The organism is Bacillus sp. SM2101 (genome assembly GCF_018588585.1).
Classification (GTDB): Bacteria; Bacillota; Bacilli; order Bacillales; family SM2101; genus Nanhaiella; species Nanhaiella sioensis.
The window spans coordinates 1-16,936 of record NZ_JAEUFG010000021.1; the positions used below are offsets into that span (position 1 = coordinate 1).

General features: G+C 35.8%; 16 protein-coding genes and 1 other annotated feature. Of the genes, 7 read left to right on the forward strand and 9 right to left on the reverse strand.

What is annotated here, in order from left to right:
- Positions 1-884 (forward strand): transposase (locus JM172_RS17575; RefSeq protein ID WP_214483689.1); only part of this gene is annotated, 884 nt, incomplete at its 5' end.
- A 134-nt stretch (positions 885-1,018) separates the two neighbouring features.
- Here JM172_RS17575 and JM172_RS17580 read toward each other — a convergent pair.
- Positions 1,019-1,747 carry a pseudouridine synthase gene (locus JM172_RS17580; RefSeq protein ID WP_214483690.1) on the reverse strand — a complete coding sequence of 243 codons (729 nt, stop codon included), beginning with the start codon at positions 1,745-1,747 and terminating at the stop codon, positions 1,019-1,021.
- A gap of 56 nt (positions 1,748-1,803) precedes the next feature.
- Complete coding sequence (locus JM172_RS17585; RefSeq protein ID WP_214483691.1) at positions 1,804-3,435, reverse strand: putative polysaccharide biosynthesis protein; 1,632 nt, start codon at positions 3,433-3,435, stop codon at positions 1,804-1,806.
- A 556-nt stretch (positions 3,436-3,991) separates the two neighbouring features.
- Between JM172_RS17585 and JM172_RS17590 the strand changes: the two genes are divergently transcribed.
- Positions 3,992-5,254: a BaiN/RdsA family NAD(P)/FAD-dependent oxidoreductase gene (locus JM172_RS17590; protein ID WP_214483692.1), complete on the forward strand. Its 1,263-nt coding sequence runs from the start codon at positions 3,992-3,994 to the stop codon at positions 5,252-5,254.
- 129 nt (positions 5,255-5,383) lie between these two features.
- On the opposite strand, the gene JM172_RS17595 is transcribed toward JM172_RS17590, so the two are convergent.
- The 5 genes from JM172_RS17595 to JM172_RS17615 form a co-directional block, all read right to left on the reverse strand.
- Positions 5,384-5,689: a rhodanese-like domain-containing protein gene (locus tag JM172_RS17595; protein WP_214483751.1), complete on the reverse strand. Its 306-nt coding sequence runs from the start codon at positions 5,687-5,689 to the stop codon at positions 5,384-5,386.
- Between the two features lie 364 nt (positions 5,690-6,053).
- Positions 6,054-8,471 (reverse strand): leucine--tRNA ligase, encoded by a 2,418-nt coding sequence (leuS, locus tag JM172_RS17600; protein ID WP_214483693.1) that lies wholly within the window; start codon positions 8,469-8,471, stop codon positions 6,054-6,056.
- 73 nt (positions 8,472-8,544) lie between these two features.
- Positions 8,545-8,795 (reverse strand) — a binding site (T-box leader).
- 95 nt (positions 8,796-8,890) lie between these two features.
- A complete protein-coding gene (locus JM172_RS17605; RefSeq protein ID WP_214483694.1) occupies positions 8,891-10,081 on the reverse strand; it encodes an MDR family MFS transporter in 1,191 nt (396 codons plus the stop codon).
- Between the two features lie 614 nt (positions 10,082-10,695).
- Positions 10,696-10,860 (reverse strand): glycogen biosynthesis protein GlgD, encoded by a 165-nt coding sequence (locus JM172_RS17610; protein ID WP_214483695.1) that lies wholly within the window; start codon positions 10,858-10,860, stop codon positions 10,696-10,698.
- Positions 10,861-10,887: 27 nt separating this feature from the next.
- Positions 10,888-11,151 carry a YtzC family protein gene (locus JM172_RS17615; RefSeq protein ID WP_214483696.1) on the reverse strand — a complete coding sequence of 88 codons (264 nt, stop codon included), beginning with the start codon at positions 11,149-11,151 and terminating at the stop codon, positions 10,888-10,890.
- A gap of 216 nt (positions 11,152-11,367) precedes the next feature.
- Here JM172_RS17615 and mnmL point away from each other — a divergent pair, with 216 nt between their 5' ends.
- Positions 11,368-12,330, forward strand: a complete 963-nt coding sequence (gene mnmL, locus JM172_RS17620) for a tRNA modification radical SAM protein MnmL/YtqA (protein ID WP_214483697.1) — start codon at positions 11,368-11,370, stop codon at positions 12,328-12,330.
- A complete protein-coding gene (gene mnmM / locus JM172_RS17625) occupies positions 12,327-12,899 on the forward strand; it encodes a tRNA 5-(aminomethyl)-2-thiouridylate-methyltransferase MnmM (RefSeq protein ID WP_214483698.1) in 573 nt (190 codons plus the stop codon). The genes mnmL and mnmM overlap by 4 nt, the downstream gene beginning before the upstream one ends.
- 80 nt (positions 12,900-12,979) lie before the next feature.
- On the opposite strand, the gene JM172_RS17630 is transcribed toward mnmM, so the two are convergent.
- The gene (locus JM172_RS17630; protein WP_214483699.1) at positions 12,980-14,077 is read right to left on the reverse strand and encodes a tetraprenyl-beta-curcumene synthase family protein; all 1,098 of its coding nucleotides are present in this window, start codon (positions 14,075-14,077) and stop codon (positions 12,980-12,982) included.
- Between the two features lie 17 nt (positions 14,078-14,094).
- Entirely contained in the window at positions 14,095-14,895 is an 801-nt protein-coding gene (locus JM172_RS17635) for an alpha/beta hydrolase (protein ID WP_214483700.1), read from the reverse strand.
- Between the two features lie 162 nt (positions 14,896-15,057).
- On the opposite strand from JM172_RS17635, the gene JM172_RS17640 reads away from it, so the two are divergent.
- From JM172_RS17640 to JM172_RS17650, 3 genes are all read left to right on the forward strand, one after another.
- Entirely contained in the window at positions 15,058-15,213 is a 156-nt protein-coding gene (locus JM172_RS17640) for a hypothetical protein (protein WP_214483701.1), read from the forward strand.
- A 53-nt stretch (positions 15,214-15,266) separates the two neighbouring features.
- The gene (locus tag JM172_RS17645) at positions 15,267-15,785 is read left to right on the forward strand and encodes a gamma carbonic anhydrase (RefSeq protein WP_214483752.1); all 519 of its coding nucleotides are present in this window, start codon (positions 15,267-15,269) and stop codon (positions 15,783-15,785) included.
- A gap of 283 nt (positions 15,786-16,068) precedes the next feature.
- Positions 16,069-16,767 carry a C39 family peptidase gene (locus JM172_RS17650; RefSeq protein WP_352223756.1) on the forward strand — a complete coding sequence of 233 codons (699 nt, stop codon included), beginning with the start codon at positions 16,069-16,071 and terminating at the stop codon, positions 16,765-16,767.
- Positions 16,768-16,936 lie beyond the last annotated feature (169 nt).

Consider the following 16,936-nt stretch of genomic DNA (forward strand, 5'->3'; position numbering starts at 1 on the left):
GTGAACGTAAGTATCCAAAACAAATTCGAAAGCAATTGATTGATTTCGTCTCACGTAAACAGAAATATCAACAAGACGTAGCAATCTTTGGCTCACGTAATAGTTATTCTAAAACAGATCCCGATGCGACATTTATGCGAATGAAAGACGATTATATGAAAAACCGACAATTGAAAGCTGGTTACAATGTACAAATCGCAACGGAAGGTCAATATACACTTGCCTATAGTTTGTTTTCAAACCCAACAGATACACGTACATTAATTCCATTTCTAGATGAAATTGAGCAACATTATTTCGAGTTACCGAACCACATTGTTGTAGATGCAGGTTATGGTAGTGAGCAGAACTATGCTGATATCCTTTCTAATAGAAAACGAGAAGCACTTATTACATATAACCTGTATTTAAAGGAACAAAAGAAAAAGTACCGACAAGACAAATTTAATCCTAACAACTGGGAGTATGATGAGGAAACAGATACATATACATGCCCTAATCAAAAATGTCTTCAATTTCAATATCATTCTATTCGCAATGACCGTACAGGTTTTGAACGGAAGTTCAAAGTCTACGAGTGTGAAGACTGTTCCTCATGCCCATTCCGTTCATTATGTACAAAAGCAAAAGAAGGCAACAATCGAAAACTAATGGTGAATGAAAAATGGGAACAGCAAAAAGAATATGTAAGAGCGAAGCTTTCAGAAGAGAAAACGAGTGCCATCTATCGAAAACGAAAAATCGATGTGGAACCAGTTTTTGGATTTTTGAAGGCGAATTTGTGTTTTTCTCGATTTTCTGTACGTGGAAAATCGAAGGTTGAAAACGAAATGGGTCTTGCGTTAATGGCTGTGAATTTAAATAAATTCACTGCCAACAACTAAGATAGTAAAAGTATTCAAGTACAAAAATAAAAAGAGGTGAATTTGAGGAAGCTCATATTCACCTCTTTCATTTTTTTAGCTAGTTATGTCCCAGCCTCTTAACATTATCCTTAACAAACATGACGAACTTATAGCTAATCCGATATTGAAGTGTTTCCCGTTTTTAACAAATCTATTTCTTCATCTGTCAACTCTCGATATTCTCCAAGCTCAAGTGATTCATCTAATTTAAGACTTCCCATCTTAAGACGTTTTAAATATGTTACTTTTTTTCCAACAGCTTCAAACATTCGTTTCACTTGATGAAACTTTCCTTCTGTTATCGTTAATTCTATTTCAGAACGAATACCAGATCTTATAATCGTTAAGTGACCTGGTTTTGTTATATACCCATCATCCAATTGAACACCGTTTTTAAATGCAGTAATATCTTCTTCTGTTACTTCCATATTAATAATTGCATAATACGTCTTCGGTATATGTTTTTTAGGAGATAAGAGCTGATGAGCCAGCTTACCATCATTTGTAATGAATAAAAGTCCCTCCGTATCTTTATCAAGTCTCCCAACTGGAAATGGTTCGTAGATTACATCCTCAAATTCAAGTAAATCAATCACCGTTTCATGTCTTTCATCCTCAGTTGCAGATATAATCCCTTGAGGTTTATTCATCATTAAATAAATGAACTCTTTATATTCAACTATTTCACCAAGTAAAGAAACTTGTTGTTCATTTGGATTAATATGAGTCTTTGCATCTTTTATAGTCACACCGTCTACCTTGACAGCTCCTGACTTTAATAGTTTCTTTACTTCTTTTCTACTACCATAGCCAACGTTTGCCAACAATTTATCAATTCTCATTTTGACAAACTCCCTCCTGAGATTGTTTTTCTGCTCGCTAATTTTTTTTTATCATTTTATTCTTTACCAACAGCCTGCCTTTTTCGCAAAAATGGTAGTCTATTTCCAAGTAAAAGATATAATAATTTTGTACGATAACTTAAATAAAAATAACTCGCTCCGCCGGTTATAGCACATATGATTACAATTCCAATCGATAAAACTCTGCTACTTTCAGATGATATTCCTAAGCTGGACATGATGAATAGTGTAGTGGCAACTACAATGACCATGATAACCGTAAAAACAGTCATTAACATGGTTCTACGGATTACTAAGTGATAACTATAATTAGCATATTTGCGAATAACCCAAAAGTTAAATAGCACACTAACTGCATAGCCTAGCCCTGTACCAATAACAGCTCCGATTTCTCCAAGCTGGATAATAAGAATATAGTTTAAGCATAGTTTAACAAAAAGTCCAATTCCTAAACTAATCACCGTAAATTTCTGTTGATTGATTCCTTGTAAAATAGCCGCTGTCACAGAAAATAGAGCAAATAAAATGGCAACAGGTGCATACCAGCGTAATATCTTCCCACCAATTTCTACATCTTCAAGTCCGAAAAACATGATATATGCTGGATCAGCTAATAGAGATAACCCAATTACAGCTGGGAAAGTTACAAAAAATACAATTTGAAAAGTTTGATTTAAATGTCTTGTTAACAACTGTCCCTTCTGCTCAACAAATGCTTTTGTAATTGTAGGAATTAAAGCTAGCCCAAAGGATACAGCTAAAGATACAGGAATCAATACAAGCTTATGGGTTTGAAACGTTAAAATACCAAAGGCACTTTCAGCAACATCAGCTTTGCCAATTGCCCCCATTGCCCGATTAAAAGTAAACATATCTATAGCTTGAAATAGCGGGTTTGCAATTCCAACAAAAACAAATGGCGCTGCATATAAAAGGAGCTCTTTATACATATCTGTTAAAGACACTTGTACTTGCCCTTTTGCATGCGTTAAAGTTTGATTAAGATGATCTCTTCGTTTATACCAATACCAAATTAATGCCCCCAAACCACCTAGTGCACCAATAAAAGCTCCAAACGTCGCAAAACTTATTGCTACTGTCACACTCTTATCTAATATAACAACCACGATAAATGTACTCATTAGGATAAATAGTATTCTAGCTATTTGCTCAATGACTTGGGAAACAGACGTTGGACCCATCGATTCATGACCTTGGAAAAAACCACGAATTAAACTCATTACAGGAACGATTAATAGTGCAAAACTTACAGATCTAATGACCAGAGCCACGTCTTCTTCTGAAAATGTGTTCTCACCCTCTGAGATGACAAAAGGAGTAATCAGAGGAGTAATACTATATAATAACAAAAATGATAGGATACCAGTAATAAGCATAACGACCTTGCCTGATTCGAACAGTCTTCTGCTTACTCCGTATTCTCCCATAGCATTATACTTGGCTACATATTTTGAGACTGCTAATGGGACACCAGCTGTAGCTATGCTTAAAAAGATTGTATATGGGACATAAGCATATGAAAACAATGTTGTCCCTTCAGACCCAACAATTGCAGTAAAAGGAATGACGTATAATATACCCAACACCTTGGATAGCATTGTACCTAACGTTAAAATAAAAGTACCTCTTAAAAGCTTCGAACTCATATGATCACTACCCTATCATTAAACTTCAAAAAGTAAAATTAGTATAAATACTTATGTATTGTATCATAATGATCACTTTCATGTTGCTTTTGTTACAGTTATAATGGTTGGTAGTTTAGAAAAGCTTGTTCCTAGAATCGACTTAAAATCGCTCCACTTTCCAGTGAGTCACAGTGGATGTCGTCACCCTACTTCTTTGACACATCTGAGGTGTTTTTTGAACCTTCTTTTTAGATAGCTTATGACCTTAAGGGAACAGTGGATGCTGTGGACAAAGAGGAAATAGCTCGAGTCACATCACTAGAAGGTAGATAGGCTTTCAGATGATAATGTGTAGTGATCGGTAGGGCATAGTGGATAGTTCAGTAAGTAGTGTATAAACAGCTTAATCGGTAACCTTTGTAGTTTTTGACTAAGAGAGCGCCTTTCCCCTCGATAGTCATTGACAACAATAAATTAGCCTAAGTAATATAACTAGCCAATATCAATAGCATGGTTAAAGCAGTTTTGAACAAATAACACATTTCGTATTTAAACATAAGGTTGGTGTAATGCTATGAAATATGATGTAGTTGTAATCGGTGGAGGTCCATCAGGCTTAATGGCAGCCATTGCAGCAGCAGAACAAAAAAAACGCGTTTTATTACTTGATAAAGGAGAAAAGCTTGGCAGAAAGCTAGCAATTTCAGGTGGTGGACGCTGTAATGTAACTAACCGTCTACCAGTGGATGAAATAATTAAACATATCCCAGGTAATGGCCGTTTTCTCCATAGTGCTTTCTCGATTTATAACAATGAAGATATCATCTCTTTTTTTGAACGGCTAAAAATACAACTAAAGGAAGAAGACCACGGAAGAATGTTCCCGATAACAGATAATGCCCAATCTGTTGTTAACGCTCTTCTTGATGAGCTTAGGCGTTTAAAAGTCCATATAAGAACAAATACACCTGTAAAAAAAGTAATATATGACGATGGAAAAGTGATAGGTGTGGAATTAAAAAATGATGAACTTATCCGTGCTAAAAGTGTAGTAATCGCAGTTGGTGGTAAATCAGTTCCGCATACAGGATCAACTGGGGATGGCTATGCATGGGCTAAAAAAGCAGGACATACGATTACCGAACTCTATCCAACAGAAGTGCCAATTACATCTAATGAACAGTTTATTAAAGAAAAAACATTGCAAGGCCTTTCCCTACGAGATGTTGAATTAAAGGTGATAAATCCAAAAGGAAAAAATGTCATTGCACATCAAATGGATATGATTTTTACACATTTCGGCATATCGGGTCCAGCTGCACTGCGCTGTAGTCAATTTGTATTAAAAACAATGAAGAAATTTAATCTAAAAGAAGTAGAGATGCAACTTGATGTACTACCAGACAAAAATACTGAGCAACTCTTCCAAATGATATTAAGAAAAATGGAGAATGAACCGAAAAAAGCAATTAGGAATGTTTTGAAAGGTATCGTGCCAGAAAGATATTTACTATTTTTATTTGATAAGAATGACATTGATCCACAATCCACAATGTCACATATAGCAAAAGACAAGCTTCGGGCTCTTGTTGTCGACTGCAAACAATTTTCTTTTAAAGTAAATGGGACTTTATCAATTGAAAAAGCCTTCGTTACGGGTGGCGGCGTTTCTGTAAAAGAAATTAATCCGAAACAAATGTCTTCGAAGCTAACGAGAGGGCTATATTTCTGTGGGGAAATTCTTGATATCCATGGATACACAGGTGGCTATAATATTACAGCCGCATTAGTCACAGGAAGACTAGCTGGAATAAATGCAGGTGAAAATGCTAACTAGTTGTTAGGGGTAGCGTAATTATTGACCGATTTACATTGTTTATCGGTCAATTTCATTCTTTTTATCGTACTGCACAAAGAAAAAAGAGAGTAGAGAAAAATACCTCTTTCTCTACTCAGAATAGATCACTTATGCTTTATCCCCTGACCATTCTAACATACCACCAACCATATTTTTCACATTATAACCTTGCTGCTGCATGTATTGACATACACGCTCACTTCGCGCACCAGAACGACATATGAATATATATTCTTCATCTTTTGAAAAGTGATCGAGATGATTAGGGATATCCCCCATTTTTATATGCTTGGCACTAGGAATGATACCTGTAGCCACTTCATCATCTTCTCTCACATCTACTAAGTTTAGCTTTTCTTCTCTATTCAACTTCTGTTCTAACTCAGTTGTTGAAATCTCTTTTACCGAATTCATCATATAGAAAAATGCCTCCTTTAATAAAAACATATCCACATTTATTATAGTTTTAAGTATACACAAAGTATCAAGAAAAATATCTCCTTGTAAAAAGAAGCAACAAGCACCTTGAATCCAAATGACAACAACCCGCCATAGCCCACAGAATGTGGGCTATTTTAGGAGATCTTTATGTGTTTGTCTTTTACATAACTTTTGTTCGCATTGATTGTTGCTTTTCGTCCTTAGATAAAAGCACGTATACATCTAGCGTTCGTCGCATCTTTTCTTCTGTACAATGATGACTAATATATACAGCTACTTTTTATGGTACTAATTTGTTAGTAATAGCAACAGATTTTACGGAAAGAGCCTTTAAATATTAATTTGCAACAATGTTAACTAATTTTCCAGGAACAGCAATGACTTTCCGTACTGTTTTCCCTTCAATTTGTTCTTTTACCTTCATGTCGTCCATAGCGATTTGTTCAAGCTGTTCTTTTGAAATCTCTGTAGGAACATTCAGCTTTGCACGAACTTTGCCGTTAATTTGTACAACAATCTCAACTTCATTATCAACTAGCTTAGCTTCATCGTATGCAGGCCATGCACTATATGCAATCGTTTCGGAATGTCCTAGCTTTTCCCACAGTTCTTCAGCTACATGTGGGCATATAGGTGCCAATAGTTTTACAAAACCTTCGATATAACGTATTGGTAAATCATCAGCTTTGTATGCTTCATTAATAAACACCATCAACTGTGATACAGCTGTATTAAACCTTAGCCCCTCATAGTCTTCCGTTACCTTTTTTACCGTTTGATGATACGTTTTCTCTAATGCACCAGTATTGTCATTAGCAACAATACTCGAACTTAAGTTGTCGTTATCATCCATAATTAATCTCCACACGCGGTCTATAAAACGACGAGCTCCATCTAAGCCAGTAGTTGACCATGCAATTGATGCATCAAGTGGACCCATGAACATTTCGTATAACCTTAGTGTGTCAGCTCCGTGACTAGCGACTATATCATCTGGATTAACAACATTCCCTTTTGATTTACTCATTTTTTCATTGTTTTCTCCAAGAACCATACCTTGGTTAAATAATTTTTGGAAAGGTTCTTTCGTTGGTACAACACCGATATCGTATAAGAACTTATGCCAGAATCGAGCATAAAGCAAATGTAATACAGCATGCTCTTGCCCACCAATATATATATCGACCGGCAGCCAATCTTCTAATTTTTTAGGATCAGCTAGTTTTTCTTCGTTTACTGGGTCAATATAGCGCAAATAATACCAGCAACTTCCTGCCCAGTTAGGCATCGTATTTGTTTCACGACGACCCTTTCTTCCAGTCTTTTCATCAACCACATTTACCCAGTCAGTAATTTTTGCTAGAGGTGATTCCCCAGTACCCGAAGGTTTAATGTCATCAACCTTTGGAAGTGTTAACGGTAATTCCTCTTCCGGGATCGCTTCAATCGAGCCGTCTTCCCAATGGATGACCGGTATTGGCTCTCCCCAGTATCTTTGACGACTAAACAACCAATCACGAAGGCGATAAGTAATCTTCTTTTCTCCTCGATCATTTGTTACTAACCATTCAATCATTTTAGAAATGGCCTCTTCTTTATTTAACCCGTTAAGGAAGTCTGAATTCACATGTTCACCGTCTCCAGTATATGCTTCATCAGAAACATTACCACCTGCTACAACTTCTGTAATCTCCAGTCCGAATTTTGTGGCAAACTCCCAGTCACGCTCGTCATGTCCTGGAACAGCCATTATTGAACCAGTACCATAGCTCATCAACACATAATCTGCAATCCAAATCGGCATTTTTGCATTATTTACTGGATTTATTGCATATGCACCAGTAAACACACCAGTTTTATCTTTGGCTAAATCTGTACGTTCTAAATCACTTTTGCTTTTTACTTTGTCTACATATACATTTACTGCTTCCTTTTGCTCATTAGTTGTAATAATGTCTACTAAAGGATGCTCTGGTGAAAGTACAGCATAAGTAGCACCGAATAAAGTGTCCGGACGAGTAGTAAATACTGTGAACGTTTCCTTGGAATTTGCAATATTAAAAGTAACCTCAGCACCTTCTGAACGTCCGATCCAATTGCGTTGCATATCCTTTACGCTTTCAGGCCAGTCTAGATCATCTAAATCCTCTAATAAACGATCAGCATAAGCAGTAATTTTTAACATCCATTGCTTCATTGGACGTCGTTCAACAGGGTGACCTCCACGTTCACTTTTTCCATCTATCACTTCTTCATTAGAAAGCACAGTACCTAAAGCAGGACACCAGTTCACTGCAACTTCATCAACATATGCAAGACCCTTTTCATACAGCTTTAAAAAAATCCATTGTGTCCATTTAAAATAGTTTGGATCAGTCGTTTTCACTTCTCGGTCCCAATCATACGAAAATCCTAAAGATTTAATTTGTCGACGAAAAGTATTAATATTATGTTCGGTAAATTCAGCTGGATCATTCCCTGTATCTAATGCATATTGCTCCGCAGGTAAGCCAAATGCATCCCAGCCGATTGGATGTAAAACGTTAAAACCTTGCATGCGCTTCATTCTAGATATAATATCAGTTGCAGTATACCCCTCTGGGTGACCTACATGAAGACCTGCTCCAGAAGGGAACGGAAACATATCTAAAGCATAAAAATTTTCTTTTCCTTTATCTTCAGATGTTTTGAATGTTTTGTTCCCTTCCCAATATGATTGCCACTTCTGTTCAATTTGTTCATGATTAAAACTCATTGTATTTCCTCCTTACAAACATCTTATTTACAAATTTAACCATTAAAATAAAGTAAAAAACCTCCCATCCCTAAAAAGGGACGAGAGGATTAGAATTAATTCTTCCCGCGGTACCACCCACATTAGTATCATAATATGACACTCGCTTTTCATTCCATAACGCGGACAACGGCAAGCATTACTTATGAGGGTTTTAACATACCTCAGAATTTTCACACTTGCAACTTAAAGGTGAGTTCATGAATATACAACGTCTGGCTTGCACCACCCGCCAGCTCTCTATAACGTGTAACATTCATTACTATTCCTTATCAATGTTGTTATATCATTATATTTCATCATTATTATGTATTGTATAGAATTTAAAATAAAACTGCAAGTTGTATATAGAAATTTTTTCAAAACTAACATATTACCTATCACATCATCTTGATTCCCTCTTGTTGATTTTGTCGGTTTAACCTGTAATCATATGTGGTAGTCGTTATGATTGATATCACCAAGAAGATAATTAAAACGATGAATAATATATTCATTCCATAAATATCAGCCAACAATCCACCAAGCAATGGTCCAACCATTCTTCCACCTGTAGCTGTGCTATTTACAATACCTTGATAAAATCCTTCTCGCCCCTCAGGCGCAAGTTGATGAGCAATAGTTGGAACAGCCGGCCATACTAACATTTCACCAATTGTTAAGATTACCATCGCAGTAATAAAAGAGGAATACTCCGACGCATTCGCAACGACAATGAATGAACAAATAAATATGATGTTTCCAACAACTATCTGAGATTTCAATGTTTTTGCAAAGCGTTTTACAAAAGCAGAGACTAATGGCTGTCCCAAGATGATTAATATTCCATTTACTGTCCACAGCACACTGTATTGCTTTAAGCTAATGTTTAATTCCTGGGTATATGTTGATATCGTAGTAGACCACTGCACATATCCAGCCCAGCATAATAAATATCCTACACAAAGAATAATTAATGAATAAAAGTTAACCTTGCTTTTCCTTGCTATCGTTTCTGTGTCATGATTAGCTGAACTCTTCCCTTTAACATCTAACTGTCGATACCATATCACTCCAATTAAAAAGAAGATTAAATACAATAAGCCACTTGCCATAAACGTATAGTTAAATGAATATGACGCAATAAAACCGCAAAGTGCTGTTCCAAGTGCTACACCTATATTTTGAGCAACATAAATTGCATTAAATGCTTTCCTTTCGCCCTCAGGCCACACCGCACCAGCTAGAGCATACATAGCTGGAAATATTATTCCAGAGCCAAATCCTATAATTATTAATAACAATACAAAATGAGGCCAATCATGAAAGAATATCAACATTATTGAGGCACATAAAGTAACAGATACACCTGAAACAATTGTTTTAAAGCTTCCAAACTTATCATAAATGACTCCACCTAGCAAATTTCCTACTACACCAGCAGCAGAATTAAACATAATAACGACACCTGCTGTTGTTAAGCTTTTACCTAAATAATCATGAACATAAATCGTACTTAAAGGCCAAAGAAACGATGACCCTGTAACTAAAATTGCCATACCAACCACAACAAAATACAATGACCGAGGCATAAATATTCCTCCTCATACGCGCTTAAATTATTACATAGTTCACCGCACATATTGTATTCGCTCTAAGCTAGAATAGCAATAAAAAATATCTTTAAAATAGACACCCTTTCTGAAATTTGTTGCTTTTTACATACATAACAGTAGAACGAGAAGTAAACGATTTAGTTGAAGAAATGGCACCTCAAAATTCAAGCGGAATAACATGAAAAGCAACAACACATCCTAAAATCCCCCAACACAAGCTTGAATATATCCGTGTGAAAATCCCTAACAGTTTACATTATTGGTTAATTAACGAAGGCTGTTTTCGTATTGGTTATTGCTTATTTTTGCATATATGGTCCCATAAAAAATTAATAAGCTTTCATAAAACTGTCATATTGTCCAAGTAAAGTAATGCCATCTTCTCATGGATTGTTTTTTTTCGTATTAAGAAATAACCAGATAGACAACTAGCATCCTTGTTATTGTTTCTTCTGGACAACGATGACTTGGTAACAACAACAGTATTCACAAAAAAAAGCCTTTAGTAAACATAGCTACAGAGTTTGCGAAAAAAGCCTAACAAAAGCAGTGTCCATAATTGCTAACACTGCTTTCTAATTATTTTTACTTTATTTATTTTTGTGTTGTTTTGATGTTACTGGTTGCCCCTTTTCGGCGTAATTTTGCTTAGCAATTTTTTTAGGATCAAACTCACGACCTAATTCAATATCATTATTATTTATTCCATTTTTCGTTTTCTGCTCAGGATTGTTTTGTTTAGATCTTTTTTTCATAATACCCTCCAGCTATATTGAATATTCCTAATGATCTTGTAAGATCATCTCGTTCTGTAGTTCCTGAATTTGTAGCCGCATTCTGTGCAATTGTTCTTTTTGTTGGGCATTACAGCTAAGGGCAAGATGAGCTAAATCATTATTTGCATTCTCCAGCTGCTGCTGTGCTTGAGAGAACTCATAATCATTGTAATGCTCTTGTCTTCTCGCCTCAGTTAGTTGCTCTTCCGCAAAGTTTAATGTTTCTTCACATCTGTGAATAAATTCATGTACCGACTGACGTGTAGCCATCTCGCAACTTGCCTCCTTTATTTCAATTTAATTCAATAATTAGTTTTACCTATTCGTTCTTTTCTATCATTTAAGACTCCATCTAATCATTTCCAACACAATAATTACATTTGTATAAATTTTATTAATCGTGATAAAATGCTTAAGATATGGACGTTGGCTAAGTTACAGCCTGTTTGGCTATTCTTTGGAAATTTTTATAAGGAGGTTACTGACTTGACTCAGAATAACCTATTTCAATATGCTACTGATGATAAACGATACCATACTTGGAATTACCATTTACGACAAACATTTGGCCATAAAGTTTTTAAGGTTGCCTTAGATGGGGGATTTGACTGCCCCAATCGAGACGGCACTGTTGCTCATGGAGGATGCACATTTTGTAGTGCAGCAGGCTCAGGAGATTTTGCAGGAAATCGTGTTGATGATCTTATTACGCAATTTCATTCAATAAAAAATAAAATGCATGATAAATGGAAAGACGGTAAGTATTTAGCTTATTTCCAAGCATATACGAATACACATGCCCCTGTTGATGTCTTAAGGGAAAAATTCGAATCCGTGTTAAATTTAGATGGAGTTGTTGGACTATCAATTGCAACAAGACCTGATTGCTTGCCTGATGATGTAGTAGAATATTTGGCAGAATTAAACGAGAAAACATATTTATGGGTGGAGCTAGGATTACAGACAATGCACCAAAGTACAGCCGATCTTATTAATCGAGCACATGATTTAGCTTGCTATGTTGAGGGTGTACAGAAGCTTAGAAAGCACAATATTAATATTTGTTCTCATATAATTAACGGCTTACCTCAAGAAACAAACGAAATGATGATGGAAACGGCTAAATTTGTTGCTGGATTGGACGTTCAAGGCATGAAAATTCACCTATTACACTTGTTAAAAGGGACACCTATGGTCAAACAATACGAAAAGGGCTTACTAGAATTTTTATCATTCGAGGATTATGTCAATTTAGTATGTGACCAGTTGGAAATTTTACCACCTGAAATGGTCATTCACCGTATTACAGGTGATGGTCCAATCGATTTAATGGTTGGTCCAATGTGGAGTGTGAATAAGTGGGAAGTTCTTAACGCAATTGATGCGGAACTCAAGCGTCGTGACAGCTATCAAGGTAAGCACGCAGTACACAAGGTGAGCATTAAATGAAATTAGAACGTGTCTTACCGTATATGAGAACATTATTACAAGCAACATTATCTAAAGGTGATCTCGCAATTGATGCAACAGTTGGAAATGGTAATGATACATTATTTCTATCCCAGCTTGTCGGAGAATCTGGACATATATATGGATTTGATATTCAGGAACAAGCAATTTTAAGTACAACGAAGCAGTTAGAAACTCATAATATTTATAACGGCGTTACACTATATCAGGCTAGTCATGATACGATCATCGATACGATTCCAACTGAGCTACACGGTCATATAAAAGCAGCTGTTTTTAATTTAGGATATTTGCCTGGAGGAAATAAGGAAATTGTAACAAAGCCCACTAGCACGATTCAAGCTCTAGAACAGTTGTTATCTGTTTTGGCAGTAGGAGGAATTATTATAATTGTTATTTATTCTGGGCACCCTGAAGGGAAAATTGAACGTGATGAAATATTACATTACGCTGCCACCCTCAATCAAAAGGATGCCAGTGTATTACAATATAAGTTTATTAATCAAGTTAATAATCCACCGTTCATTATTGCCATTGAAAAACGCTAAAGCCCAATATCAATTGGGCTTTAGTCATGTTATTTCACGAAAATTAATTCTTTATCCGAATTACAACAAAATGGTATACCCTAATTCGGTTTGGCTGTCGCTACATTCAAATTTGGTTTCCAACGTTGTAGCCTTCGATATGCTCGACCATTAAAATAAAAAAACTTTGATATTGATCCACCGAGTTTAATAATCTTCTTAGCTGCTTGCTTAACATCCTTTTGTTTACTAACCTTTTCATCTGATAAATAAATGCCTAATAAACCTCTGTTAATTAGACGATGAAACTTCTCGTCAGGTAACCCAGCTGTATTTTTATCTGCCTCTTCAACAAAATGGATAAATCTCTGAATCATTTCTTCCTGATTCTGATAATAAAAACAAAAATTCAAATCTCCACCTTGTCGATCTTCTTCCTGGTCAATAAAATAATCCAATAGTATGTGCAGACCTTGAATATAAGGAAAATAGCTATTACGAATTTTTTGTGCCATACCTTCTTCAAAATAGTCATTAAATGAATAGGCAACTAAACAAAAGATTCCTAATGTAGATCCTGAACAAGCTGAAAATTCGTACCACTCCATTTTTGGTAACTCCGATTCATAATCTTCAAACCACTTTTCTAAACGTGGTACCCTTTCTTCGATAGTTACATGCTTATGGACTTGTAGATCACAATAGTAAAGAGAAAGCTCTAGTAAATAAGGAGCAATCTGTTCATAATGCTTACTCTTTTGTAAAATTCTTTGACAAGTAGTTACTAAATCATGTAAATATCCACCATCAGCTTGTTCATCACGGTATCTGTAATAATTCTCCTTATCACTGTGAATCGTAAGTGCATGCGGCATTGAATTGTGTAAGGCACGAAAATCATTTGGATCAAGTGATGTACTGCGATCGCATAAATTATCTAAATAATCGCTGATCGTTTGATATGCGACAATAAATCCTATACAATCATCCAGGTGCTCTTTGGCAAGCAGTGCCAAAATAGATCCACCTTCACAATGAAATGTCTTGTCATTTATGCTAGCAATTGCCTGCTTTCTAAGCTCTTTATTCGGTATGTTTTCCGCTTTGTGTCGCCAATATGCTAAATAATGATGTACAGTTGGTAATACCTCTTTATACACTTTTTTCATCAAGCCTACTGGTTCACTTGGTATTTTCAAAAAATCACCTCTATGTATCAATTCAAGTTTTCATATAGCTTAATTTCTTTTTCAACAAAACTTTTTGCGAAGTTAAACACATTTTCACGTTCTGGTTCATTAAATATTTCATGGTATAAGCCAATCCACTCTTTATATGTTTTATCTGTACATTTTACGTGATCAAACCATTCTTTTACAACAACTTTATCAACAATTTTATCGCTACCACCTTGCATTAGCAACAACGGTACATCTGGTAGTTTATGAATATTTCGATAAGCAAGTTTCATTGCCTTCAATAATTCATGATACCAACGAACCGACACTTTTGTAACGTACAAAGAATCATTATTATCCTGCTCTTGAATATCTTTATTACGAGTTGCTATTTCAGCAGACAACTTTGCTTCAAACAGTTTTTCAGGAAATAGGTAATTTAACCCCTTTGAGACCCACTCCAAACCCTTTGGAGGATGTTCCACTAGCCCTAAGCAAGGAGAAGATAGCATTAAACCATGAATAGGTAATTGTTTTTCCTGCATGGCTCTAATTGCAACAAGCCCACCCATACTATGACCTAATATAAAAACAGGGAGTTTAAATGTAAGTGCTTCTTGCACCCACATTTCTATTTCCTCAATATAATCATCAAAAGAATCAATATGACCTCGATGTCTTCTTCTTGACGTACCTTGTCCAGGTAAATCCCCCATCGCAACATGCATACCGATCGACCTCCACATCTCCAGAAGCCACTTATACCTCCCTATATGCTCACAAGCACCATGAATGATCACGATCACCCCTAGAGGCTGTTCAGCATGCCATAATCTCATTATGATCCCCCCTTAATCGTATAATAAATTCATTTCGAATGTGTTAATAATTTGTTACACTTATTTAAAACTATACTTAGTAAGAAATGCGAAGCCGACTTGTACAGCCTCGACAAGCGTTGGAGTCAATGAACATGAAGGCGCTTTTTGACTTTGTGGGCATTGACGAAACGACTCGAGAGGCTAGGAGGCGCAGCTGGACAGATTGAAATGCGGAAGCGCCTTGTTCATCTCCGACAAGCGCTGGAACCAATACACATGAAGGCGCTTTTTGACTTCAGGTGTATTGGTGAAGCGACTCGAGGAGATAGGCACTGAAGCTGGGACTGCTAGAAATGCGTTTATTACTATTAATGAAAGGGATTGTGAACATGATCTATCCGTACAAGGGTGTAACCCCTACAATAGCAAATACAGCATTTATTGCTGATTACGTGACAATCACTGGTGACGTATCTATAGGTGATGAGTGCTCAATTTGGTTTAATACTGTCATTCGTGGTGATGTTGCACCGACTACTTTAGGCAACCGTGTTAATATTCAAGATAACTCTGTTTTACATCAAAGTCCCAATAAACCTTTAATTATTGAAGATGATGTGACAGTTGGCCATCAAGTGATTCTCCATAGCTCAATTATTCGAAAAAAAGCACTAATTGGTATGGGCTCAATTGTTCTTGATGGGGCAGAGATTGGAGAAGGCGCATTTATTGGAGCGGGAAGCCTTGTACCACAAGGCAAGACAATCCCACCGTATACATTAGCCTTTGGGCGTCCTGCAAAAGTTATTAGGAAATTAACTGAAGATGACCTAAAGGAAATGCACAGAATTCGCAGTGAATATGTAGAGAAGGGCCAATATTATAAGAGTCTACAAGATAAACAATAATACTGCAGAGCAGCTAAAGTTGAAATGTTTATTCTATTTAAAGTGGGGATATTCTAGCAGAAAATCATAAATTCAACAATAGAATTACAATGGCTACAATTGACTTGTATTATATAATATTTGAGGAGAAAAAATGATATTTTTATTTTGGCTACTAATTATTATCATAATTGGGTATCTTGTATACCTATACAAAACTCAAAAAAAAGCAAAGAAAACAATTATATCCTGTATACTCATTCTATTCATAATATGTATTATTTTGCTCATAAAAAAACTACCTGTGTCGACATTGAGAGAAGCAAATCATACTTCGGTAGAAGCTCAAGCACCTGAAAATGATGTTGAAATCATACAAAATACGATGATAAAAATCAAAGATTCTGTACTATTACAAGCACCAGCACTTTCACAACTTCCTGAACTTCCTCGTGGTTGTGAAGTAACGGCATTAGCAATGTTTTTACAATATGCGGGTGTCGTTGTTGATAAAATGGAATTAGCTGAAAAAATAGCAAAAGATCCAACACCATACAAAAAGAAAAATGGCATTATTTCTTACGGGCATCCAAACAATGGGTTTGTAGGAGATATGTATAATCGTAATAAAAGAGGGTATGGTGTGTATGTTAAACCAATAAAACAGCTTGCAGAGCAATATTTACCTTCAAAGATCATTGATCTAACTGATCGTGACTTCAAAGAAATTGAAATGTATTTATCAATTGGATCACCTGTATGGGTGATTACTAATACTACATATCAAAAATTATCTAATGATAAATTTGAACACTGGGAAACTCCTAATGGAAAAATAAAAATTACTTATTTTGAACACTCGGTTCTAATTACAGGATACGATTCAGAGTTCATCTATTTTAATGACCCTCTTACTGGCGAAAAAAATAAAAAAGTTCCTAGAGACCATTTCATCGCAGCTTGGCAACAAATGGGGAATCAGGCCATTACCTACATGGAGTAATGACCTGACTTTTTTCATGCATGTCTGTTTTCGCATTCTCGCAAAATAATCACAATGACTAGCGCTTTGAGTATCTTTTTTCTTCGTTAAAATGAATGTCGACGTAAAAGCAGTTCTAACTCTTCTATATAAGTAATAATAGCAACAAAAAATTTTTATTTAAGCTACA

What these genes read in the sequence shown, in the direction of transcription:
- JM172_RS17590 (WP_214483692.1), top strand. Translation starts at nt 3,992, where the DNA reads ATGAAATATGATGTAGTTGTAATCGGTGGAGGTCCATCAGGCTTAATG.
- JM172_RS17635 (WP_214483700.1), bottom strand. Translation starts at nt 14,895, where the DNA reads ATGAGATTATGGCATGCTGAACAGCCTCTAGGGGTGATCGTGATCATT.
- JM172_RS17605 (WP_214483694.1), bottom strand. Translation starts at nt 10,081, where the DNA reads ATGCCTCGGTCATTGTATTTTGTTGTGGTTGGTATGGCAATTTTAGTT.
- JM172_RS17610 (WP_214483695.1), bottom strand. Translation starts at nt 10,860, where the DNA reads ATGAAAAAAAGATCTAAACAAAACAATCCTGAGCAGAAAACGAAAAAT.
- JM172_RS17615 (WP_214483696.1), bottom strand. Translation starts at nt 11,151, where the DNA reads ATGGCTACACGTCAGTCGGTACATGAATTTATTCACAGATGTGAAGAA.
- JM172_RS17595 (WP_214483751.1), bottom strand. Translation starts at nt 5,689, where the DNA reads ATGAATTCGGTAAAAGAGATTTCAACAACTGAGTTAGAACAGAAGTTG.
- leuS (WP_214483693.1), bottom strand. Translation starts at nt 8,471, where the DNA reads ATGAGTTTTAATCATGAACAAATTGAACAGAAGTGGCAATCATATTGG.
- mnmM (WP_214483698.1), top strand. Translation starts at nt 12,327, where the DNA reads ATGAAATTAGAACGTGTCTTACCGTATATGAGAACATTATTACAAGCA.
- JM172_RS17585 (WP_214483691.1), bottom strand. Translation starts at nt 3,435, where the DNA reads ATGAGTTCGAAGCTTTTAAGAGGTACTTTTATTTTAACGTTAGGTACA.
- JM172_RS17645 (WP_214483752.1), top strand. Translation starts at nt 15,267, where the DNA reads ATGATCTATCCGTACAAGGGTGTAACCCCTACAATAGCAAATACAGCA.
- JM172_RS17580 (WP_214483690.1), bottom strand. Translation starts at nt 1,747, where the DNA reads ATGAGAATTGATAAATTGTTGGCAAACGTTGGCTATGGTAGTAGAAAA.